General features: G+C 66.3%; 16 protein-coding genes. 11 read left to right on the top strand and 5 right to left on the bottom strand.

Translation table 11 applies throughout. The features are described from left to right. Window positions 1-4: 4 nt before the first annotated feature. The gene (locus tag EG799_RS12720) at window positions 5-2,044 is read right to left on the bottom strand and encodes a putative bifunctional diguanylate cyclase/phosphodiesterase (RefSeq protein ID WP_123881902.1); all 2,040 of its coding nucleotides are present in this window, start codon (window positions 2,042-2,044) and stop codon (window positions 5-7) included. 123 nt (window positions 2,045-2,167) lie between these two features. Beyond that, window positions 2,168-3,205, bottom strand: coding sequence for a bifunctional transcriptional activator/DNA repair enzyme AdaA (locus EG799_RS12715; RefSeq protein WP_123881899.1), 1,038 nt, complete (start codon window positions 3,203-3,205; stop codon window positions 2,168-2,170). A gap of 81 nt (window positions 3,206-3,286) precedes the next feature. On the opposite strand from EG799_RS12715, the gene EG799_RS12710 reads away from it, so the two are divergent. The 9 genes from EG799_RS12710 (at window position 3,287) to EG799_RS12670 (ending at window position 12,976) form a co-directional block, all read left to right on the top strand. Beyond that, window positions 3,287-4,837 (top strand): S1 family peptidase, encoded by a 1,551-nt coding sequence (locus tag EG799_RS12710; protein WP_123881896.1) that lies wholly within the window; start codon window positions 3,287-3,289, stop codon window positions 4,835-4,837. Between the two features lie 150 nt (window positions 4,838-4,987). Then, window positions 4,988-5,545, top strand: a complete 558-nt coding sequence (locus EG799_RS12705) for a F0F1 ATP synthase subunit delta (RefSeq protein WP_123881893.1) — start codon at window positions 4,988-4,990, stop codon at window positions 5,543-5,545. A 30-nt stretch (window positions 5,546-5,575) separates the two neighbouring features. Next, window positions 5,576-7,105 carry a F0F1 ATP synthase subunit alpha gene (gene atpA / locus EG799_RS12700; protein WP_123881890.1) on the top strand — a complete coding sequence of 510 codons (1,530 nt, stop codon included), beginning with the start codon at window positions 5,576-5,578 and terminating at the stop codon, window positions 7,103-7,105. Window positions 7,106-7,214: 109 nt separating this feature from the next. Further along, window positions 7,215-8,087, top strand: coding sequence for a F0F1 ATP synthase subunit gamma (locus tag EG799_RS12695; RefSeq protein WP_123881887.1), 873 nt, complete (start codon window positions 7,215-7,217; stop codon window positions 8,085-8,087). Further along, window positions 8,087-8,458, top strand: coding sequence for a hypothetical protein (locus EG799_RS12690; RefSeq protein ID WP_123881884.1), 372 nt, complete (start codon window positions 8,087-8,089; stop codon window positions 8,456-8,458). The genes EG799_RS12695 and EG799_RS12690 overlap by 1 nt, the downstream gene beginning before the upstream one ends. A gap of 17 nt (window positions 8,459-8,475) precedes the next feature. Beyond that, window positions 8,476-9,933, top strand: coding sequence for a F0F1 ATP synthase subunit beta (gene atpD, locus EG799_RS12685; RefSeq protein ID WP_123881881.1), 1,458 nt, complete (start codon window positions 8,476-8,478; stop codon window positions 9,931-9,933). An 8-nt stretch (window positions 9,934-9,941) separates the two neighbouring features. Beyond that, on the top strand, window positions 9,942-10,433 hold the full coding sequence (locus tag EG799_RS12680) for a hypothetical protein (protein WP_123881878.1): 492 nt from the start codon (window positions 9,942-9,944) through the stop codon (window positions 10,431-10,433). 1 nt (window position 10,434) lies between these two features. After that, the gene (locus EG799_RS12675; RefSeq protein WP_123881875.1) at window positions 10,435-10,692 is read left to right on the top strand and encodes an ATP synthase F1 subunit epsilon; all 258 of its coding nucleotides are present in this window, start codon (window positions 10,435-10,437) and stop codon (window positions 10,690-10,692) included. A 142-nt stretch (window positions 10,693-10,834) separates the two neighbouring features. Then, entirely contained in the window at window positions 10,835-12,976 is a 2,142-nt protein-coding gene (locus tag EG799_RS12670; RefSeq protein ID WP_123881872.1) for a prolyl oligopeptidase family serine peptidase, read from the top strand. A 182-nt stretch (window positions 12,977-13,158) separates the two neighbouring features. Here the strand turns inward: EG799_RS12670 and EG799_RS12665 are convergent, their stop codons facing one another. Both EG799_RS12665 and EG799_RS12660 read right to left on the bottom strand, forming a co-directional pair. After that, on the bottom strand, window positions 13,159-13,449 hold the full coding sequence (locus EG799_RS12665; RefSeq protein ID WP_123881869.1) for an HNH endonuclease: 291 nt from the start codon (window positions 13,447-13,449) through the stop codon (window positions 13,159-13,161). Between the two features lie 40 nt (window positions 13,450-13,489). Further along, window positions 13,490-14,896 carry a sulfatase-like hydrolase/transferase gene (locus EG799_RS12660; protein WP_123881866.1) on the bottom strand — a complete coding sequence of 469 codons (1,407 nt, stop codon included), beginning with the start codon at window positions 14,894-14,896 and terminating at the stop codon, window positions 13,490-13,492. A 105-nt stretch (window positions 14,897-15,001) separates the two neighbouring features. On the opposite strand from EG799_RS12660, the gene EG799_RS12655 reads away from it, so the two are divergent. Next, a complete protein-coding gene (locus tag EG799_RS12655) occupies window positions 15,002-16,516 on the top strand; it encodes a glycosyltransferase family 39 protein (protein ID WP_123881863.1) in 1,515 nt (504 codons plus the stop codon). Window positions 16,517-16,518: 2 nt separating this feature from the next. Here the strand turns inward: EG799_RS12655 and EG799_RS12650 are convergent, their stop codons facing one another. Then, a complete protein-coding gene (locus EG799_RS12650) occupies window positions 16,519-17,424 on the bottom strand; it encodes a DMT family transporter (protein ID WP_123881860.1) in 906 nt (301 codons plus the stop codon). 221 nt (window positions 17,425-17,645) lie between these two features. Between EG799_RS12650 and EG799_RS12645 the strand changes: the two genes are divergently transcribed. After that, window positions 17,646-19,172 carry a CpaF family protein gene (locus EG799_RS12645; protein ID WP_123881857.1) on the top strand — a complete coding sequence of 509 codons (1,527 nt, stop codon included), beginning with the start codon at window positions 17,646-17,648 and terminating at the stop codon, window positions 19,170-19,172. Window position 19,173: the final 1 nt, after the last annotated feature.

Genomic DNA, 19,173 nt, shown 5'->3' with positions numbered 1-19,173 from the left:
GAAATCACGAGGCCGCCACCCGCGCGGCTCTCGCCACGAGATCGGCGAAGGCCTCTGCGGGAATGGGGTGTCCGGTCAGGAAGCCCTGGACGTGATCGCAGCCCTGTTCGCGGATGAAGGTCAGCTGCCCGTCGGTCTCGATACCCTCGGCGGTGATCTTCATGCTCAGGCTCTCGCCGAGCTGGGCGATGGCGCGCACGATGGAGGCGCTGCCGAGATCGTCGGGCAACCGCTGGACGAACGACTTGTCGATCTTGATCCGGCTGATCGGGAAGCGGTGAAGATAGCTAAGGGACGAATAGCCGGTGCCGAAATCGTCGAGCGAGATACGCACGCCAAGTTCCTGGATCTGCGTCAGCGTCCGCAGCGCCGCTTCGTCGTTGTTGAGCAGCGCCGTCTCCGTGATCTCCAGTTCCAGCCGCTCTGGCTGGAGGCCGGAATCCTCCAGCGCGCGGGCAACGGTCTGCGGCAGGCGCGGATCGAGCAACTGCACCGGCGAGACGTTGACGGCGAGATCCAGGCCGCCCGGCCAAGATGCGGCGTCCTTGCACGCCCGTCGAAGCACATCGGCCCCGATGCGCGATACGAGTCCCAGCTCCTCTGCGACGGGAATGAACTCCACCGGCGATACCGGCCCGCGTTCGGCGCAGGTCCAGCGGACGAGCGCCTCGGCTCCGCTGATCTCCCCGCTCGCGGAACTGAAGACGGGCTGATAGGCGATGGTGAACTCGTCGCGCATGCACGCCTGGCGCAGCGCCGCCTCGAGCGAGCGGCGCCGCCGGATGTCCTCCATCAGGCTCGCCTCGAACATGCGGAACGTGCGCTTGCCGTCGCGCTTGGCGGAATACAGCGCGATGTCGGCGTGCTGGATAAGGTTTTCGGGGTCGCTGCCGTGTTCGGGCGCGACCGCAAAGCCTACGCTGCCGCTCAGCTCGATGACATGGCCGTTGACGATCATCGGCCGCGACAGGATCTCCACGATGCGCGCGGCCTGCGATGCGGCGGTGCCGCTGTCGCGGATGCCGAAGCCCAGGATGGCGAACTCGTCACCCCCCAGCCGCGCGACGACATCGCCCGAACGCACGGCGACGCACAACCGGTTGGCGACCCGTTGCAGCACCGCGTCGCCGATCGGGTGGCCGAGCGTGTCGTTGATGGGCTTGAACCGGTCGAGATCGACCATCAGCAGCGAGAACGGACGACCGTAACGCTTGAGCTTGTCGCACTCGGCCTCCAGCAGATCGGTAAACTGGTGGCGGTTGGCGAGATCGGTGAGCGAATCGTGCATGGCGATGTGCGCGATGCGATCCTCGCTCTCGCTGCTGGTCTTGCGCTCGATGACGTAGGTGGACATGCCGGTGCCCACGATCAGGAGTGCGACCATGCCGATCGCGGCGGCCATGCCGGTGAAGATCTCGCTGTCGTCGACATGCGAGATTCCCGGCAGCGGCGTCACCGAGAAGGCCGCCATGTCGGCGAAGTGCAGACCGACGATGGTGAGGGACAGCAGCGCGCCCGCCTGCACGATCATCAGCCGCTCGCCCCCTGTCCGCAGCCGGCGCACCGCGAGCATGCCGCCGGCGACCGTGATGACGAGCGAGGCGGCGATGTAGCGCCAATCCCAGTGCACGATCCCTTCCACCCGGTAGGCGAACATGCCGACATAGTGCATCGCCGCCACCGCCAGCCCCATCGTCGCACCGCCCGCCACGATCGCGAGCCGGCGGTTGTTCAGCGATGCGAAGACCAGGCCGAAACCGATGCCGGCCGTCGCGATCAGGGCGGAAACGACGGTGAGGACGCTGTCGAGATCGACCGGTGCGTCGGTCTGGTAGCCGAGCATGGCGATGAAATGCGTGGCCCAGGTCGCCGCGCCGGCGGTCATCGCCGACATGAAGCACCAGTACACGCGGGCCAGTCCCGTCTCGGCCATCGTGCGCCTGAACAGCGTGACCGAAACCAGCGAACCGGTCACGCACATCAGCGCTGCCATGGCGACGAACCACAGGTTGTGGTCGTGCACGATGCAGGTGACGATGCGCATTGCGGTTTTCCCCGGCGACCGGTCTGCATGTTTGCAGCCCCGGCCACGCCTACACTGCGACGGTTAAGGAAACCTCTATTGCAAGGGGTTGGAACGGCGCGGGTTCAGACGTTGAACATATGTTCAGGACCGTGCGCCTTCCCGGCGGAGCAATTCGCGCTTGATGTCGGGGCCGTAGGCATAGCCGCCGAGCGATCCGTCCGCCGCGACGACCCGGTGGCAGGGGATGAGGACGGCCACCCCGTTCGCCCCGTTCGCCCCGCCCACGGCGCGCCCGGCCCGCGGGTTGCCGAGCGCCGCGGCGAGCTGGCCGTAGCTGCGCGTCTCGCCGGCCGGAATATCGCGCAGGGCCCGCCAGACCCGGTGTTGGAACGCGGTGCCCTGCACGTCGAGCGGGATGTCGTGCCCGCTGCCGGGCGTTTCCACCGCTTCCACCACGCGCGTCAGGAGCGCGGCGAACCCGCGGCCTCCCGCCACCAGCTCGGCATGGGGGAAGCGGGCCGCGAGGGCGCTCGCGTCTTCGCCGAAGGACACACGGCACACGCCCCGCGCGGTGGCCGCGACCAGCATCGGGCCGAGCGTCGTTTCCACCACCGCATGAGCGATCGTCACGCCCCGCCCGCCGCCGCGCCAGTCGCTCGCGCTCATGCCGCTATCCCCCCTGTCTTCGTAGAAGCGCGACGGCGCGCCGTAACCCGCCGCGTAGATGGCATCGCTCACACGCTTTTCCCGGCCCAGCGCCTCGTCCGCCCGCTCCCGCCGCAGGGCGCGGGCGTAGGCCGCCGGCGAAAGGCCCACGGCGCGGCTGAAGATGCGTTGCAGATGCGCGGGCGAGTACCCTGTCGCCGCGCCCAGCGTGCCGAGCGGCACCGGGCCTTCGCTCCGGCGCAGGATCGCCAGCACAAGCAGCACCGCCGCCTCGTCGCGGCCCTGGCGGTCCGGGGCGCAGCGCTTGCACGGTCGCAGGCCGGCGGCCTCGGCACTGGCGGGACCGGCGTAGAAGCGCACGTTCTCGCGTTTCGGCGCGCGCGCCGGGCAGGACGGGCGGCAATAGATCCCGGTCGAATGCACGCCGGTAACGAACGCGCCATCGAAGCGGCGGTCCTTGGCGAGCGCGATGCGCCAGCGCTCGTCGTCGGAAAGGTCGATGGGGTCTGTCATGGCGGCGGCTCTATCGCGAACGCGCACGCTGCGCGTCCCGAAGCTTGCGGTCAATGTCACAGCGGCTAGAGAAGGCGGCGAATGCGCGCCCTTCTCCACATTCTCGGCCTGATGCTTGCTGCACTGGCCATGTGCCCCGCGCCCGCCGGGGCCGAACCCGCCGATATCGAGGCGGCGGCCCGCGGCGTCGTGCGCGTCATCATCATCGGGCGCGACGGGGAGGAAATCTTCGCCGTCAGCCACGGCACCGGCTTCGCCGTCGGCCAGGAGCGGTTCGTCACCAACGCGCACGTCGTCGCCGAGGCGATTGAGGACGAGCGGCTGTCCATCGGCATCGTCCCGGCGGAGGGCGGCGATGCCGTCTATGCCCGGCTCGTCGCGGTCTCCCCCCGCAACGATCTCGCTTTGCTCGAGACGACCGAGCGCCTGGGGCTGCCGCCGCTCACCATCGCCGCGAACCCGGCGCAGTCCGGCTCGGTCGCGGCGATCGGCTATCCGATGAACGTCGACCGCGCGCAGGGTCTGACAAGCACCGACATCTTCCGGCCGCAGCCGCCCGTCGCGGCCACCGGCTTCCTCTCGGGCCGGCGACCCAGCCGCGAATTCGACACGCTGCTGCACACCGCGCCCATCGCCCGCGGCAACAGCGGCGGGCCGCTGGTCGACGATTGCGGGCGCGTGGTCGGCGTGAATTCCTTCGGCACCGATTCGGAAGGGTCGGACGCCGAGTTCTTCTTCGCCGTCAGCACCCGCGAGCTGCTGCCCTTCCTGCGCGCCAACGGCGTCAGCCCTCGCCTCAACGCCATGCCCTGCCGCTCGCTCGCCGATCTCGAGGCGGAGGAAGCCGCGCGTTCGGAAGCGCAGGCCGATCTCGCCGATGCCCGCGCGCGCGAACAGGCGCAGGCGCTCGCCCGGCAGACGGAGGAGGCCCGCCGCGGCGCGACCTACGCCGTGATGCAGGAACGCGACAACGGTCTCGCCCTGGCGGTGCTGCTGCTGTTCGTCGCGCTGGCCGCCGGCGGTGTCGCCGCCTACGGTCATGTGCGCGCGGACATGCGGATGCGCGCCATCGCCGGCGGCATCGCCTTCCTGGCCTTCGCCGGCGCGGCGATCGCTTGGTTCTCGCGGCCCGCCTTCGCGGAGATCGACACCCGGCTGGAAGACACCCTGCGCGCCCGGATGAGCGCGGCGGACACCGGCACCATTCCCGATCCGGGCGACGCGACGGGCACCTACCAGTGCGTGCTCGACACCCAGCGCAGCCGCGCGGTCGGCGACCCGCAGGAGGACATGGACATCGACTGGGGCGCGGGCGGCTGTATCAACGGCCGCACCCAGTACGGCCTTGCCGGGGGCCGCTGGACCCGCGTGTTCGTCCCCGCCAACGAAGCAGCGGTGTCGGTCAACCGCTTCGACCCTGCCCAGGGCCAGTTCATCATGGAACGCTACCTGCTGGACCGCGAGGCGATGACCGGCGCGCGCGCGGCACGGGGCAAGTACAACGCGCCCGATTGCGGCGCCCCCGAAGCCGCGGCGCAGCGGCTCGGCAGCGATCAGGCGGCCGTCATGTCCTCCCTCCCCCCGCGCCCGAACGAACGACTGGTTTACGACTGCACCGCGACGGGGGACTGAGCCGCTGCGGGATGCGCCGCCCCGGCTTGCACTCCCCCGCCCCCTTTGCTAGGCGCGCGCCGAGCTTGCCGGGATGCGGTCCTTACCGCGTCCCGTTGGCATGCACACGAAACAAATTTCCGTTCCGGACCCCGAAGAGGACTTTCACGCGTGGAGCTTTCCGCCGGTATTCAGGCTAGTCTCGCAGGGCGCTATGCGTCGGCTCTCTTCGATCTCGCGAGCGAGGCGGGGACCGTCACGGCGGTCGAATCCGATCTCGACCGGATCGAGGCGGCGCTGCGCGAATCGGGCGATCTCGCCGCGCTTATCCACAATCCCCGGATCGGCCGCGGCCAGATGGGCAATGTGATGACGGGCGTGGCCGAGCATCTCGGCGTGTCGGACCTGACGCGCAACTTCCTAGGCGTGCTTGCGGAAAACCGTCGCATGGGCGACCTTCCGGCGATGATCCGCGCCTTCCACCAGATAGCCGCGGCCCAGCGCGGAGAGGTGCAGGCCGAGGTCGCCTCCGCCCATGCGCTGACCGATCAGCAGCTCGCCGATCTCGAAACGAAGCTGCGGGTGCGCGAAGGGCGCACCGTGAAGCTGAAATCCCGCGTCGATCCCGACCTTCTGGGCGGTCTCGTCGTAACCATCGGATCGAAGCGCATCGACAGCTCGATCCGCACCCGTCTCAACACCCTCGCCCAGGCCATGAAGAGCGCCTGAGGCAGCCCCACGCACAAAGGCTGAACGAACATGGATATCCGCGCCGCAGAAATCTCCAAGGTCATCAAGGACCAGATCGCCAGCTTCGGCAACGAGGCCGAGGTCAGCGAAGTCGGCTCCGTACTGAGCGTGGGTGACGGCATCGCCCGCATCCACGGCCTCGACAAGGTGCAGGCCGGCGAAATGGTCGCCTTCGCCAACGGCGTCGAGGGCATGGCGCTGAACCTGGAGGCGGACAATGTCGGCGTCGTGATCTTCGGATCGGACAACGACATCAAGGAAGGCGATACCGTCAAGCGCACCGGCACCATCGTGGACGTGCCGGTCGGCAAGGGCCTGCTGGGCCGCGTGGTCGATGCGCTCGGCCAGCCGATCGACGGCAAGGGTCCGCTGTCCGACGTGAAGCGGATGCGCGTGGAGCAGAAGGCGCCGGGCATCATCCCGCGCAAGAGCGTGGACGAGCCGGTGCAGACCGGTCTCAAGGCGATCGACGCGCTCGTGCCCGTCGGCCGCGGCCAGCGCGAGCTTATCATCGGCGACCGTCAGACCGGCAAGAGCGCAGTCGCCATCGACACCTTCATCAACCAGAAGGGCGTCAATTCCGGCGATGACGAGGGCAAGAAGCTCTACTGCATCTACGTCGCCGTGGGGCAGAAGCGCTCCACCGTCGCGCAGATCGTGAAGAGCCTGGAGGAAAACGGGGCGATGGAATATTCCATCGTCGTCGCCGCCACCGCGTCCGAGCCTGCCCCGCTCCAGTATCTCGCGCCCTATACCGGCGCCGCGATGGGCGAATTCTTCCGCGACAACGGCATGCACGCCGTCATCGTGTATGACGACCTTTCCAAGCAGGCCGTCGCCTATCGCCAGATGTCGCTGCTGCTGCGCCGGCCGCCGGGCCGCGAAGCCTATCCCGGCGACGTGTTCTACCTGCACTCCCGCCTGCTCGAACGCGCGGCGAAGATGAACGACGAGAACGGCGGCGGATCGCTGACCGCACTGCCGATCATCGAGACGCAGGCGGGCGACGTGTCGGCCTATATCCCGACCAACGTGATTTCCATCACCGACGGGCAGATCTTCCTGGAGACGGACCTGTTCTTCCAGGGCATTCGCCCGGCGATCAATGTCGGCCTGTCGGTCAGCCGCGTGGGCGGCGCCGCGCAGACCAAGGCGATGAAGAAGGTGTCCGGCTCGATCAAGCTGGAGCTGGCGCAGTACCGCGAGATGGCGGCCTTCGCGCAGTTCGGCTCGGACCTCGACGCCTCGACGCAGAAGCTGCTCAATCGCGGCGCGCGCCTGACCGAGCTGCTCAAGCAGCCGCAGTTCAGCCCGATGCCGTTCGAGGAGCAGACCGTGTCGATCTTCGCCGGCACGAATGGCTATCTGGACGATGTCGCCGTGGACCGCGTGACCGAATACGAGGCCGCGATGCTCAGCTTCATGCGATCCGAGCACCAGGACGTGCTGGACGAGATCCGCACCACCCAGAAGTTCGAGGGCGACACGAAGGACAAGACCGTCGCCGCGCTCGATACCTTCGCCAAGCAGTTCGCCTGAGGACATCAGCCGTCATCCCGGCGAAGGCCGGGATCTCGTGCCGCAAGGTACGACCTAGTGGATAGAGACGCCGGCTTTCGCCGGAGTGACGAATTGGAGAGTTGGAAGAGTGGCTTCACTCAAGGAACTCAAGGGCCGGATCAACTCGGTCAAGTCGACCCAGAAGATCACCAAGGCCAAGCAGATGGTCGCGGCGGCGAAGCTGCGCCGGGCGCAGGCGGCCGCCGAATCGGCGCGCCCGTATGCGGAGCGGCTGGCTTCGGTCATGGGAAGCCTCGCGGCGAAGGTCGGCGACAGCGATTCCGCGCCGCGGCTGATGCGCGGCACGGGCAACGAACAGCGTCACCTGCTGGTGGTGGTCAACACCGACAAGGGGCTGTGCGGCGGCCTCAACGCCAATATCGTGAAGGAAGCCAAGCGCAAGGCGAAGGCCCTGCTTGCCGAGGGCAAGGAGGTTTCCTTCTACCTCGTCGGCAAGAAGGGCCGCGCGCCGATCAAGCGCGACTATGCCGACCGCGTGGAGAAGTGGTTCGATACGTCCGAGGCGCGCACGCCGGGCTTCGAGGAGGCCGAGGCCATCGCAGACGATCTGATCACGCGGTTCGGGAACGGCGAATTCGACGTCGCGCATCTCGTCTATCCGGTGTTCAAGTCCGCGCTGGCGCAGGATCCGGTGACGCAGCAGCTGATACCCGTCCCCGCCCCCGAAACCGCCGAAGCGAGCGATGCCGTCGTGGAGTACGAGCCGGGCGAGGAGGAAATCCTCGAGGACATGGCGCCGCGTTACGTCAAGACGCAGATCTTCGGCGCGCTGCTGGAGCGCGAGGCTTCCGAACAGGGCGCCTCGATGACGGCGATGGACAACGCCACGCGCAACGCCGGCGACCTGATCGACAAGCTGACCATCGAATACAACCGTAGCCGACAGGCCGCGATCACCACCGAACTGATCGAGATCATCGCGGGCGCGGAAGCGCTCTGATGAAACCGACCGCTCTCATTCTGGCCTCCATCCTTGCTGGATGTAGCGGGAGCGATGAAGCTTCACAGGCGAACCACGCCGCACTGGCTGCCAACGAAACCCTCAGTGAATTCGATCTTGAGACGACCAATGAATTCGCAAAAGGTAAATTCTTGGTACGAGCCGCTCGCCAAGCAGCCGGCCAATCGCTCGACATTGCTTATGCTCGCTGCACCGAAATTTCTGGCAGCTCCGTGGGACATGATTGTACTTACAGTCTTGAGAATGCTCCCGACGAGATGCTCAATGCCAAGGTAGTTCAATGCCATATGGCATTCTATTTCGACGATTGCTCCGAACAGAGCTCCGCGCCTACCAAATTCAACGATTAATCAAGTAGGAACCGAAAATGGCCACCGCCCCCGTATTGAACCAGACCACCAATGGCGCGATCGCGCAGGTCATCGGCGCCGTCGTCGACGTCGTCTTCGAAGGCGAACTGCCGCCCATCCTCACCGCGCTGGAAACGAAGAACGGCGACACCACGCTGGTCCTCGAAGTGGCGCAGCACCTGGGCGAGAACACCGTTCGCACCATCGCGATGGACGGCACGGACGGGTTGACGCGCGGGCAGGAGGTGATCTCCACCGGGCAGCAGATTTCCGTGCCCGTCGGCCCGAAGACGCTGGGCCGCATCATGAACGTCGTCGGCCAGCCGATCGACGAGCGCGGCCCCATCGGCGCAGAGCAGACCGCCCCGATCCACGCGGAAGCGCCGGAATTCATCGACCAGTCGACCGAAGCGGACATCCTCGTCACCGGCATCAAGGTCATCGACCTGCTCGCGCCCTATGCGCGCGGTGGCAAGATCGGCCTGTTCGGCGGCGCGGGCGTGGGCAAGACCGTGCTGATCCAGGAGCTGATCAACAACATCGCCAAGGGTCACGGCGGCGTGTCGGTGTTCGCCGGCGTGGGCGAGCGTACCCGCGAGGGCAACGATCTCTACCACGAATTCCTCGACGCCGGCGTCATCGCCAAGGACGAGGACGGCAACGCCGTCTCGGAAGGCAGCAAGGTGGCACTGGTGTTCGGCCAGATGAACGAGCCGCCGGGCGCGCGGGCCCGCGTGGCGCTGTCGGGCCTGACGATGGCGGAATATTTCCGCGACGTCGAAGGGCAGGACGTGCTGTTCTTCGTCGACAACATCTTCCGCTTCACGCAGGCCGGTTCCGAAGTGTCCGCGCTGCTCGGCCGTATCCCCTCGGCGGTGGGCTATCAGCCGACCCTGTCGACCGACATGGGCAATCTGCAGGAGCGGATCACCTCGACCACCAAGGGTTCGATCACCTCGGTCCAGGCGATCTACGTGCCGGCGGACGACCTGACCGACCCCGCGCCCGCCACCAGCTTCGCGCACCTCGACGCGACGACCACGCTGAACCGCGCGATCTCGGAGCTGGGCATCTACCCGGCGGTCGACCCGCTCGATTCCACCAGCCGGGTGCTGGAGCCGCGCGTCGTCGGGCAGGAGCATTACGAGACGGCCCGCGCCGTTCAGGAAACGCTGCAGAAGTACAAGAGCCTGCAGGACATTATCGCCATTCTCGGCATGGATGAGCTGTCCGAAGAGGACAAGCTGACCGTGCAGCGCGCGCGCAAGATTCAGCGCTTCCTGTCGCAGCCGTTCCACGTCGCCGAGGTGTTCACCAACATTCCCGGCAAGTTCGTGCAGCTGGAAGACACGATCAAGTCGTTCAAGGCCGTGGTCGAGGGTGAGTACGATCACCTGCCCGAAAGCGCCTTCTACATGGTTGGCGGCATCGACGAGGCCGTGGAAAAGGCCAAGAAGATGGCCGAGGACGCCTGATAGAACCGATGGCGGAGGCGGATTTCCGGCACCGATCGCCCCACCTCCTCCGCCGCCTGTCGCAGGCCGGGATCGCGGTCTTCCTGCTGATCTCGGCCTTCGACATCCATCGCTGGCGGCGCGAGCCGTGGCAGCTTTTCGACAGCGGCTTCGCCGATCTCGCCAACGCGGTATTCGGCCAGCCCTATTCGCCTTGGTGGCTCTATCCGCTGGCCTTTCCCGCCGTCGCCGTGAATTTCGGCTGCATGTTGCTGATCTGGAGAGGGCGCAGGGAGGGACTTCTCAAGCCCTTCGTGGCCAGCGCCGCGGTGATAGCGCTGGTCCCGCTGTTCGCCTGGCAGCTCGTCGGCTACGCGATGATCTGGGAAAGCATGCTGACGGCGGCGGGATATTTCATTGGCGGCGCCATCGCGGTGCTGTTGTATCTGGGGCTGGACACCGCGTCCGGCGATAGTAGAGAGCGCGCGACAGACACGCGCGCGCAAGCGAAAGACAACTGACATGGCCCTGCATTTCGAACTCGTCACGCCCGGCAAGCTGGTCCGCTCCGAAGATGTCCACATGGTCGTGGTCCCCGGCGTGGAAGGGGAATTCGGCGTGCTGGAAGGCCACGCCCCGTTCATGTCCACCATCCGCGACGGGGACGTGCAGGTCTATCGCAGCGAAGGTGCATCGCCCGAAAGCATCGCCGTGCGCGGTGGTTTCGCCGAAGTGGGCGATAACGGCCTGACCGTGCTGGCCGAACACGTCGAGGACTGACCTGCTCGCACCTCTCGCTATAACGTGACGGGCGGCCCGCGCGGGTCGCCCTTTTCGTATCCGCGCCCCATCCGCCGTAAGGCCTTGCAATCGCCCCGTTCCCGGCCAAGGTAGGGCCAGCCGTTTCGGAAGGGGAGCAATCATGAAACTCGTATCGACCCGCGCGCTCGCGACCTCGCTCGCGCTCGCCGCACTCACCGCCACGCCCGTGGCCGCGCAGGATTCCAACACCGTGACCAATACCGAATTCGAAGCCGAGAACGATCCGTTCATCTGGCTCGAGGAAACCCGCAGCGACCGCGCCCTCGCCTGGGTCGAGAAAGAGAACGAGAAGACCGTCGCCGCGCTCCAGACCGATCCCCGGTTCGAGGAGCTCAAGGCCGAAGCATTGGCCATCTACAATGCCGAGGATCGCGTTCCCGGCGTCGGCTTCACCCATTACGGCCTGGTCAATTTCTGGCAGGACGCGGACAATCCCAAGGGCATCCTGCGCCGCACCACGCTCGATAGCTGGCGCAGCGACGATCCCGAATGGGAAACCATCCTCGATATCGACGCACTGGCAGAGGCCGAGGGCAAGGAGTGGGTCTATCAGGGCTTTTCCTGCCTGCCGCCCGACGGCACGCGCTGCCTCGTCTCGCTGTCCGATGGCGGCAAGGACGCCAGCGTCGTGCGCGAATTCGATCTCGACACATTGCGCTTCGTGGAGGACGGCTTCGAATTGCCCGAAAGCCAGGGCAGCGCGAGCTGGGTGGACGAGGACACGCTGCTGATCAGCCGCGATTTCGGCGAGAACACCGTCACCGAAAGTTTCTACCCCTTCACCACGCGCGAATGGCATCGCGGCACGCCGATCTCCGAAGCGCGCGAGATCTTCCGCGGCGAACCGACCGACGTTTCGGCAGGCGCGTATCTGCTGCGCGATGCGGCGGGCACGATCCACGGCCGCATCGCCTATCGCGGCCTGTCCTTTCACGAGCGCGCCTACTATTTCGAAAAGGACGGCGAATGGGTGCCGCTCGACCTGCCGCGCAAGGCCGGGCCGTACGGCATCGTCGACGGGCACATGCTGTTCTCGACCGATGTCGACTGGAACACCGGCGACCAGACCTTTCCCGCCGATTCGATCGTCGCGGTCGATCTGGAGGCGTTCAAGGCGGATCCCAACGGGGCGCCCAAGGAGCTGGTATGGGCACCCGGCGAACGTCAGACCAAGCGCGGCGCCAGCACCACGGCCAGCAGTCTCTACGTCACCCTGCTCGATAATGTCCGCGGGCAGGTGCTGAAGTTCGACTATGAGGATGGCGAGTGGGTCTCGCAGCGCATCGCCCTGCCGGAAAACGCCACGGTCGGGGTCGCCACGGCATCGAACGAGACCGACCAGATCATGTTCACCAGCACCGATTTCCTTTCGCCCGGCACCTATTACTACGCCGAGAACGGCGTCGATCTGGTGCCCGTGAAGGAAGCGCCGGCGCGCTTCGATGCGACCGGGATGGAGATCGAGCAGTACGAGGCGACCAGCGCCGACGGCACGAAGATTCCTTACTTCATCGTCAAGCCGGCGGGCATGGAGATGGATGGTCACACTTCTACCCTGCTCTACGGATATGGCGGGTTCCAGGTGCCGCAACTGCCTTCCTACCTCGGCTCGACCGGGAAGATGTGGCTGGAGCGCGGCGGTGCCTACGTCCTCGCGAACCTGCGCGGCGGCGGGGAATTCGGGCCGGAATGGCATCAGAGCGCGATCCGCGAGAACAAGCAGCGCACCTGGGACGATTTCATCGCCGTCGGCGAGGATCTGGTGGAGCGCGGCTTTACCAGTCCCGACAATCTGGGCGTTCAGGGCGGCAGCCAGGGCGGCCTGCTGGTCGGCACCGCCTTCACCCAGCGACCCGACCTGTTCGACGCGGCGATCGTGCAGATTCCGCTCTTCGACATGCTGCGCTACCAGTATATCGGGCGCGGCGCGTCGTGGATCGGCGAATATGGCGATCCGCGCATTCCCGAACAGCGCGCGTGGATCGAGCCGTATTCGCCCTATCAGGCGCTCAATTCGGGCAAGGACTTCCCACGGGTCTTCTTCGTCACTTCCACCGCCGACGATCGCACCCATCCCAGCCACGGGCGCAAGGCCGCGGCGCGCATGGCCGCAAACGGCGACGACTACCTCTATTTCGAGGATACCCAGGGCGGCCATTCGGGCGGCGTCGACAACGAACAGCGGGCCAAGCTGCGCGCTATGCAGATCGTCTACCTGATGCAGCAACTGATGGACGAATAGCGCGCTATTCCTTTCCTACAGAGCGGGCCATGATGCATCGGCGCGTCGTGGCTCGTTCTGCCGGAAAGGGGGTGAAGCGCAATTTTCAATCCCGCAAGGTGTCAACTTCGCACTGCTGGCTCAAGATGCTGGATTTCCACGGTAATCCTCGCTTCTGAAAGGCTGACAGGGTGTAAACTTCGTCAGTTTCGCGACTTCGGGCGGCGCGTGGGAGCATGGAATTCGGGCGGCTTGTCGGCGATCCAGTCGAGGAACCGTGCGACATCGGGCTGCGCCACCAGGGGCGCCCGTTTCCCCTGCGTCCGGGCGAGTTCGGCATTGGTGAAATGGGCGTGGATGGTGCGGTGGCAGATCGGATGGACCGGGACCGTCACGCGGCCCTTCTTGGCCTTGGGCACGACATGATGGTGCTGCACCCGGCGACCGAGCGCGCGCTCGCACAGCCAGCAAGTCGTGACCTCGGTGTCCGCCATCGGTACCGAAATGGCGCCGACGGGCGGTTCTGGCAAGGGATCAGCCGCCGACGGGGGTAGCGGCTTCGGCGCGGCTGCGCAGGTGGATGAAGGGAACGTGCCGCGTATCGAAGCGCAGCCGCGTCTCGCGCTGGAAGAAGGGCGGCATGTGGTCGCCCACGATCAGGAAGTCGGTCGGCGGCAGGTCGGGATCGCTCGCCAGCGCATCCAGCGCGTCGGCCAGCCGCGAATGGATCGCGAACAGGCGGCACAGGCTCTGGTTATCGCGGCTCCATGCGTCCGGTCCGAGCCGGCAGCTGTTCGGCCCAGCGCCTTCGGGAGCGACGACGGGAAGGTGCGAATTGAGCGTGAGCCAGTAGATCAGCTGCGGCCCGTCGCCCGCCTTCAGCCGTCTCGCGATGATCGCGGGGACGCCGGTATCGCAGGCGCCGGGGAACAGGCCGGAGCAGGCACCCGATCCGGCGGCCTCGAGTTCGGGAGCGAATTCTATGCTCCCGAAACCCAGCCGCGGGTACCATTCGTAGCGATGGAACAGCGCGCTCGAAAAGCTGTGCATCGCGCTGGTGCGGTAGCCGGCCGCCTGGTAGATTTCGGGAAGGCAGCGCGCATCCTCGAAGTCGAAGCTGTCATAGCGGCCGAACTGTCCGCACAATTCGCGCAGCTCGGCATTGGTGGTGGAGCCGTAGAACGGCACGCTGCCGGTCGCGATGTCGTAGCGGCCTGCCAGGTCGGGGCGGTTCCAGGCCGCGTCGAACAGTGCCGTCTCGACATCGCCGGTCGGCAGGCCGAGCGCCTCGACCAGCACGATGACGACGTTGCGCCCGTCGGTCGGCGGCACGGCGAGGCCGTTGTGCCAGCTCGCCGCCTCGAACGGATCGCCCGGGCCGGGAGACGCGCGGTAGCTGTCGCCGGTGGGCGCGGAAATCAGGGCATCGGCCTGCGACACGCCCCAGACCGCGGCAAGCGCGGTCAGCATGGTCCAGAAATTGCGCATCCGCGGCACGGTGGGCACCAGCCGCAGCGCGGCGACGAAGGCGACGAGGAACACCCCGGCGCCCGCGAGGTAGATCGGCGCGCGCCACGGTTTAACTTCCCGCGCGAAATCGGGAAGATGGACGAAGCCCCAGATCGGGAGGTTGAAGCTCAGGCAGGCATAAACGGTCGTGATCGCCAGCATCAGTACCGCGAGCACCAGTCGCTTGGCGAAGGTCCAGGGCAATTGCGCGGCAAGCAGCGCGGCGAGGCCGAACAGCATCAGCGGATGCTGCATGACCGGACCGCCGATGGGCCACATGGCGATGTTGACGATGTTGGGAAGCAGCAGCCAGACGCCGATCCAGCGCCACGGCACGATCGCCCCGAGACGCACCGCCCCGGCGCGCATCCCTCCGAAGCGATGGTCCGTCCGGTCGGCGCAGGGCGACAGCATGTCGGGGGAGGTAGCCATGACCCCAGGTTCTACGGGAAAGAGGGTTAATTTCCGGTTTGCGGTCCACCACGGCCATCGCCGCCGGCAACGACATCTTAACCATGCAAGGGGCAATCGAGGGGGATGGAAGCCAGGCGAGGCAATGCGATGACCGGTCCGCCGGTGGCGGGCGCACCGGCAGGCGGGCGGCTCGTCGCGTGGATGCGCGCGCCGGACTTGATCGCCCTCGCCCTCGTCGCGATCACCGTGCTGGCCACCCGCGCCGTATGGTTCGGCGATCCGGTGGCCGATTTTGACGAGCAGCTCTACTCGTTCATCGGCTGGCGCATGACGCACGGCGAACTGCCCTTCGTCGACTGGTGGGATCGCAAGCCCTTCGGCCTGTTCGCCATCTTTGCCGCCATCCACGCCCTGTTCGGGCCGGAAACGCTGGCTTACCAGGGGGTCGCCTGCGTGTTCGTGCTGGCCGGCTCCGCCATCACCTACCGCCTTGCGCGGCGATTGGCCGATCCTTTCGCGAGTGCCTGCGCCGCCGCCATCTACGCGATGCTGCTGTCGGCCTATGCCAGCTATTCGGCGCAGAGCGAGGTGTTCTTCACCCCTCTCATTCTCGGCATGGCCGCGCTGCTCGCCGACCGCGACCATCCCCATTTCGCGCGCCGCTCGCTCGCTGCCATGCTGCTGGGCGGCTTTGCGCTGCAGATCAAGTACACCGTCCTGCCGCAATGCGCCTTCTTCGGCGGCTGGGCGTTGTGGGTCTCGTATCGACGCGGGGCGAGCAATACCGGGCTCGTCTCCCAGGCCGCCGTATTCGCCCTTGCCGGGCTGGCGCCCACGCTTCTGGTAGCGGGCTTTTACGCGGCGATCGGGGAGTTCGACGCCTTCTGGTTCGCCAATTTCCAGTCGTTCTTCGATCGCGTCGCCGCACCCCAGGGGCGCTGGAGCGAAAGCCACTGGATCGGCCTCACGCCGCTCGTCGTCCTCGCCGCGGGCGGAGTGTGCGCTGCGCTGCGCCTGCGCGCGCCGCACGATGCGACGCTGTGGCGTTATTTCTGCGGCTGGGCGGTGGCGACGCTCGGCACTGTGCTCCTGCCCGGTACCGTCTACCTCTATTATTACGCCGCCCTGGCCGCGCCCGTCGCGCTCGTCGCCGTTCCACTACTCGATCGCCGGACCCCCGCCGGGATGGTGCCCGGCCTCGTTCTGGTCTCGATCCTGTGGACCCTGCTGGCGATGCCGGCGCGCCATGCCCAGGCTGGCGCGGAACGAGACGCGACGCACCGCATGGCGGCAGCCATCGCTCCGTATGTCGGGGCGGACAGGAATTGCCTGTTCGTGTGGGACGGGCCAACTGTTCTCTATCGCATGACGGGAAGCTGCACGCCGAGCCGCTTCGTCTATCCCGACCACCTCAACAACGCACTGGAGACGCGGGCCATCGGCATCGATCAGACTGCGGAAGTGGCGCGGATCCTGGCCACCCGTCCAGGCGCCATCGTTACGGCGAACCGGCCCATGACGCTGCAGAACCCACAGGCGACAGCGCTCGTCGAGCGCGCTCTGGAACGCAACTACCGCCAGGATGTCAGTGTGCGGATGAACGACAGGACCATTACGGCGTGGCTCCGCCGCCCTTGAGTTCAGCGCGCCACATCCTCCGGCCGGCGGTTGCGCCCGTCCCGCCACAGCCACAGGCCGGAGCCGATGATGATTGCAGCGCCCAGCAGGGTGACGAGGTCGGGCACCTCGTCGAAAAAAAGCCAGCCGAGAGTGATCGCCACCAGCAACTGCCCGTAGGTCATCGGCGCGACCGTTGCCGCGCCGGCTCGCTCGGTGCCCATGTAGACAAGCCCATGCGCCAGACTTGCCGATACCGCGACAAAGGCGCAGCGGGCGATGACGTGCCATTCGGGCCAGTCCACCGCAAACTCCTCGACACCGCTGACGTGACCGACGACTGCGAAGCCGACGAGGAGGGGCGCGGCGAAGCAGGCGATATAAGCCTGCATGGCCAGGGCACTCCCCGATCCGCGCGCCGCACGGTTCGCGGTCATCAGGATGGCCATGCCGAACGCGGCGACCAGCGGCAGCAGGGCGGCAGGACCGATGGCGAGGAAATTCGGGCGCAGTACGATCAAAACCCCGCCGAACGCGACTATGGTGGCGATCACGGCGGTGGTTCGCAGTCGTTCCCCCAGGAACGCCGCAGCGAGTACCGCGGTGAGCATCGGTTGCATGAAGGTGATGGAGGCGGCGTCCGCCAATGGCATCAGCCACACGCCGGTAAAGAAGCACACTGTCGCCACCGCGACCCCCAGACCGCGCAGCCACTGGATACCGGGTTTCGGGATAGTCCGGAACGGAGCCATCCCTTCCCGTGCCAGCAGGATCGCCGATAGACCGATTGCTCCCATGACGTAGCGAAGGGCCGCGATCGCGGTGGCCGGCCACTCGTCTGCCATCCCCTTTACGACCGCATCGCCGACCGAAAGGCAGCAGAAACCAGCAAGCGCGAACAGCAGCCCGGCACGGTCCGATTGTTGCATGGCGGAGAAACTTTCCTTCCAGGGCGACGGGTGCCGATAGGGTTTGCTTGGCGCCATGACAATGGCGGAAAGATGGCGACGGCCGGAGTGCCGCAGGCTCCCCTTCGACGCTGCACGGTGGCCGACCTTAGCGAATTGTTCACCAAACTCGGCGACAAGGCGGACACTACGGAGCGGCCGGATCGCCGCCCTGTCACGAACGGACAATCGAGGGGCACACGATGAGCGCTTTCGGACGCAAGAATGGCGCAGGCGGTATGGGCAAGGGCGCGCGCCCCAGCTTCGGTGTCGCCAAGCCGATGCGCGGCGGCGGCTCCGGATCGCCCGGCGGCGACGATGCAACGCTTGCCCCCGGCGGAGAACAGTTCCCGCCGCTACCCGAAGGGGGCGAGGCGCAGAAGCCCGCACCCTCGCGTCACGACGATGCGATGTCACGTCTGGCAGACCGTTCCAATGCGGTTCACGAGAACCAGGAAGTCGGCGGGTTCGAGGCAAGCGTTCACAAGATCAAGGAGCAGGTGCTTCCCCGCCTGCTGGAGCGCGTCGATCCCGAGGCTGCCGCAACGCTCAGCAAGGAAGAATTGAGCGAGGAATTCCGTCCGATCATCATGGAAGTGCTGGCCGAGTTGAAGGTCACGCTGAACCGGCGCGAGCAATTCGCGCTCGAAAAGGTACTGATCGACGAACTGCTCGGCTTCGGTCCGCTCGAAGAGTTGCTGCACGATCCTGACGTTACCGACATCATGGTCAATGGTCCGGATCAGACCTACATCGAAAAGAAGGGCAAACTGGTCGTCGCGCCGATCAAGTTCCGCGACGAACAGCACCTGTTCCAGATTGCCCAACGCATCGTGAACCAGGTCGGTCGCCGCGTCGACCAGACCACGCCACTGGCGGACGCGCGTCTGAAGGACGGCAGCCGCGTCAACGTGATCGTTCCGCCGCTGAGCCTTCGAGGCACAGCCATCTCCATTCGCAAGTTCTCCGAAAAGCCCATCACCCTCGATAACCTGAAGGGGTGGGATTCGATGAACGACAAAATGTGTACCGCGCTCAAGATTGCCGGTGCCAGCCGCATGAACATCGTGATCTCGGGCGGTACCGGCTCGGGCAAGACGACGATGCTCAACGCCCTGTCGAAGATGATCGACCCCGGCGAGCGCGTGCTGACGATCGAGGACGCGGCCGAACTCCGTCTCCAGCAGCCGCATTGGCTGCCGCTGGAGACGCGTCCTCCCAACCTTGAGGGCCAGGGGGCCATCACCATCGGCGACCTCGTGAAGAACGCCCTGCGTATGCGGCCGGACCGCATCATCCTCGGCGAAATTCGTGGCGCGGAATGTTTCGACCTTCTCGCCGCCATGAACACCGGCCACGACGGCTCGATGTGTACGCTCCACGCAAACAGCCCGCGCGAATGCCTGGGCCGTATGGAGAACATGATCCTGATGGGCGACATCAAGATCCCGAAGGAAGCCATCAGTCGTCAGATCGCCGAATCGGTCGACCTGATCGTGCAGGTGAAGCGCCTGCGCGACGGGTCGCGCCGCACTACCAATGTCACCGAGGTGATCGGCATGGAAGGCGACGTGATCGTGACGCAGGAGCTGTTCAACTTCGAATATCTGGATGAGGGCGACGACGGCAAGATCATCGGCGAATTCCGTTCCTCGGGTCTCAGGCCCTACACTCTCGAGAAGGCCCGGCAGTTCGGCTTCGATCAGGCTTATCTGGAGGCGTGTCTCTAGA

Source organism: Aurantiacibacter spongiae (assembly GCF_003815535.1).
Taxonomy (GTDB): domain Bacteria; phylum Pseudomonadota; class Alphaproteobacteria; order Sphingomonadales; family Sphingomonadaceae; genus Alteraurantiacibacter; species Alteraurantiacibacter spongiae.
This window is presented reverse-complemented; position numbering and strand designations above follow the sequence as displayed.

What these genes read in the sequence shown, in the direction of transcription:
- EG799_RS12720 (WP_123881902.1), bottom strand. Translation starts at nt 2,044, where the DNA reads ATGCGCATCGTCACCTGCATCGTGCACGACCACAACCTGTGGTTCGTC.
- EG799_RS12715 (WP_123881899.1), bottom strand. Translation starts at nt 3,205, where the DNA reads ATGACAGACCCCATCGACCTTTCCGACGACGAGCGCTGGCGCATCGCG.
- EG799_RS12710 (WP_123881896.1), top strand. Translation starts at nt 3,287, where the DNA reads ATGCGCGCCCTTCTCCACATTCTCGGCCTGATGCTTGCTGCACTGGCC.
- atpA (WP_123881890.1), top strand. Translation starts at nt 5,576, where the DNA reads ATGGATATCCGCGCCGCAGAAATCTCCAAGGTCATCAAGGACCAGATC.
- EG799_RS12690 (WP_123881884.1), top strand. Translation starts at nt 8,087, where the DNA reads ATGAAACCGACCGCTCTCATTCTGGCCTCCATCCTTGCTGGATGTAGC.
- atpD (WP_123881881.1), top strand. Translation starts at nt 8,476, where the DNA reads ATGGCCACCGCCCCCGTATTGAACCAGACCACCAATGGCGCGATCGCG.
- EG799_RS12680 (WP_123881878.1), top strand. Translation starts at nt 9,942, where the DNA reads ATGGCGGAGGCGGATTTCCGGCACCGATCGCCCCACCTCCTCCGCCGC.
- EG799_RS12675 (WP_123881875.1), top strand. Translation starts at nt 10,435, where the DNA reads ATGGCCCTGCATTTCGAACTCGTCACGCCCGGCAAGCTGGTCCGCTCC.
- EG799_RS12670 (WP_123881872.1), top strand. Translation starts at nt 10,835, where the DNA reads ATGAAACTCGTATCGACCCGCGCGCTCGCGACCTCGCTCGCGCTCGCC.
- EG799_RS12665 (WP_123881869.1), bottom strand. Translation starts at nt 13,449, where the DNA reads ATGGCGGACACCGAGGTCACGACTTGCTGGCTGTGCGAGCGCGCGCTC.
- EG799_RS12660 (WP_123881866.1), bottom strand. Translation starts at nt 14,896, where the DNA reads ATGGCTACCTCCCCCGACATGCTGTCGCCCTGCGCCGACCGGACGGAC.
- EG799_RS12655 (WP_123881863.1), top strand. Translation starts at nt 15,002, where the DNA reads ATGGAAGCCAGGCGAGGCAATGCGATGACCGGTCCGCCGGTGGCGGGC.
- EG799_RS12650 (WP_123881860.1), bottom strand. Translation starts at nt 17,424, where the DNA reads ATGCAACAATCGGACCGTGCCGGGCTGCTGTTCGCGCTTGCTGGTTTC.
- EG799_RS12645 (WP_123881857.1), top strand. Translation starts at nt 17,646, where the DNA reads ATGAGCGCTTTCGGACGCAAGAATGGCGCAGGCGGTATGGGCAAGGGC.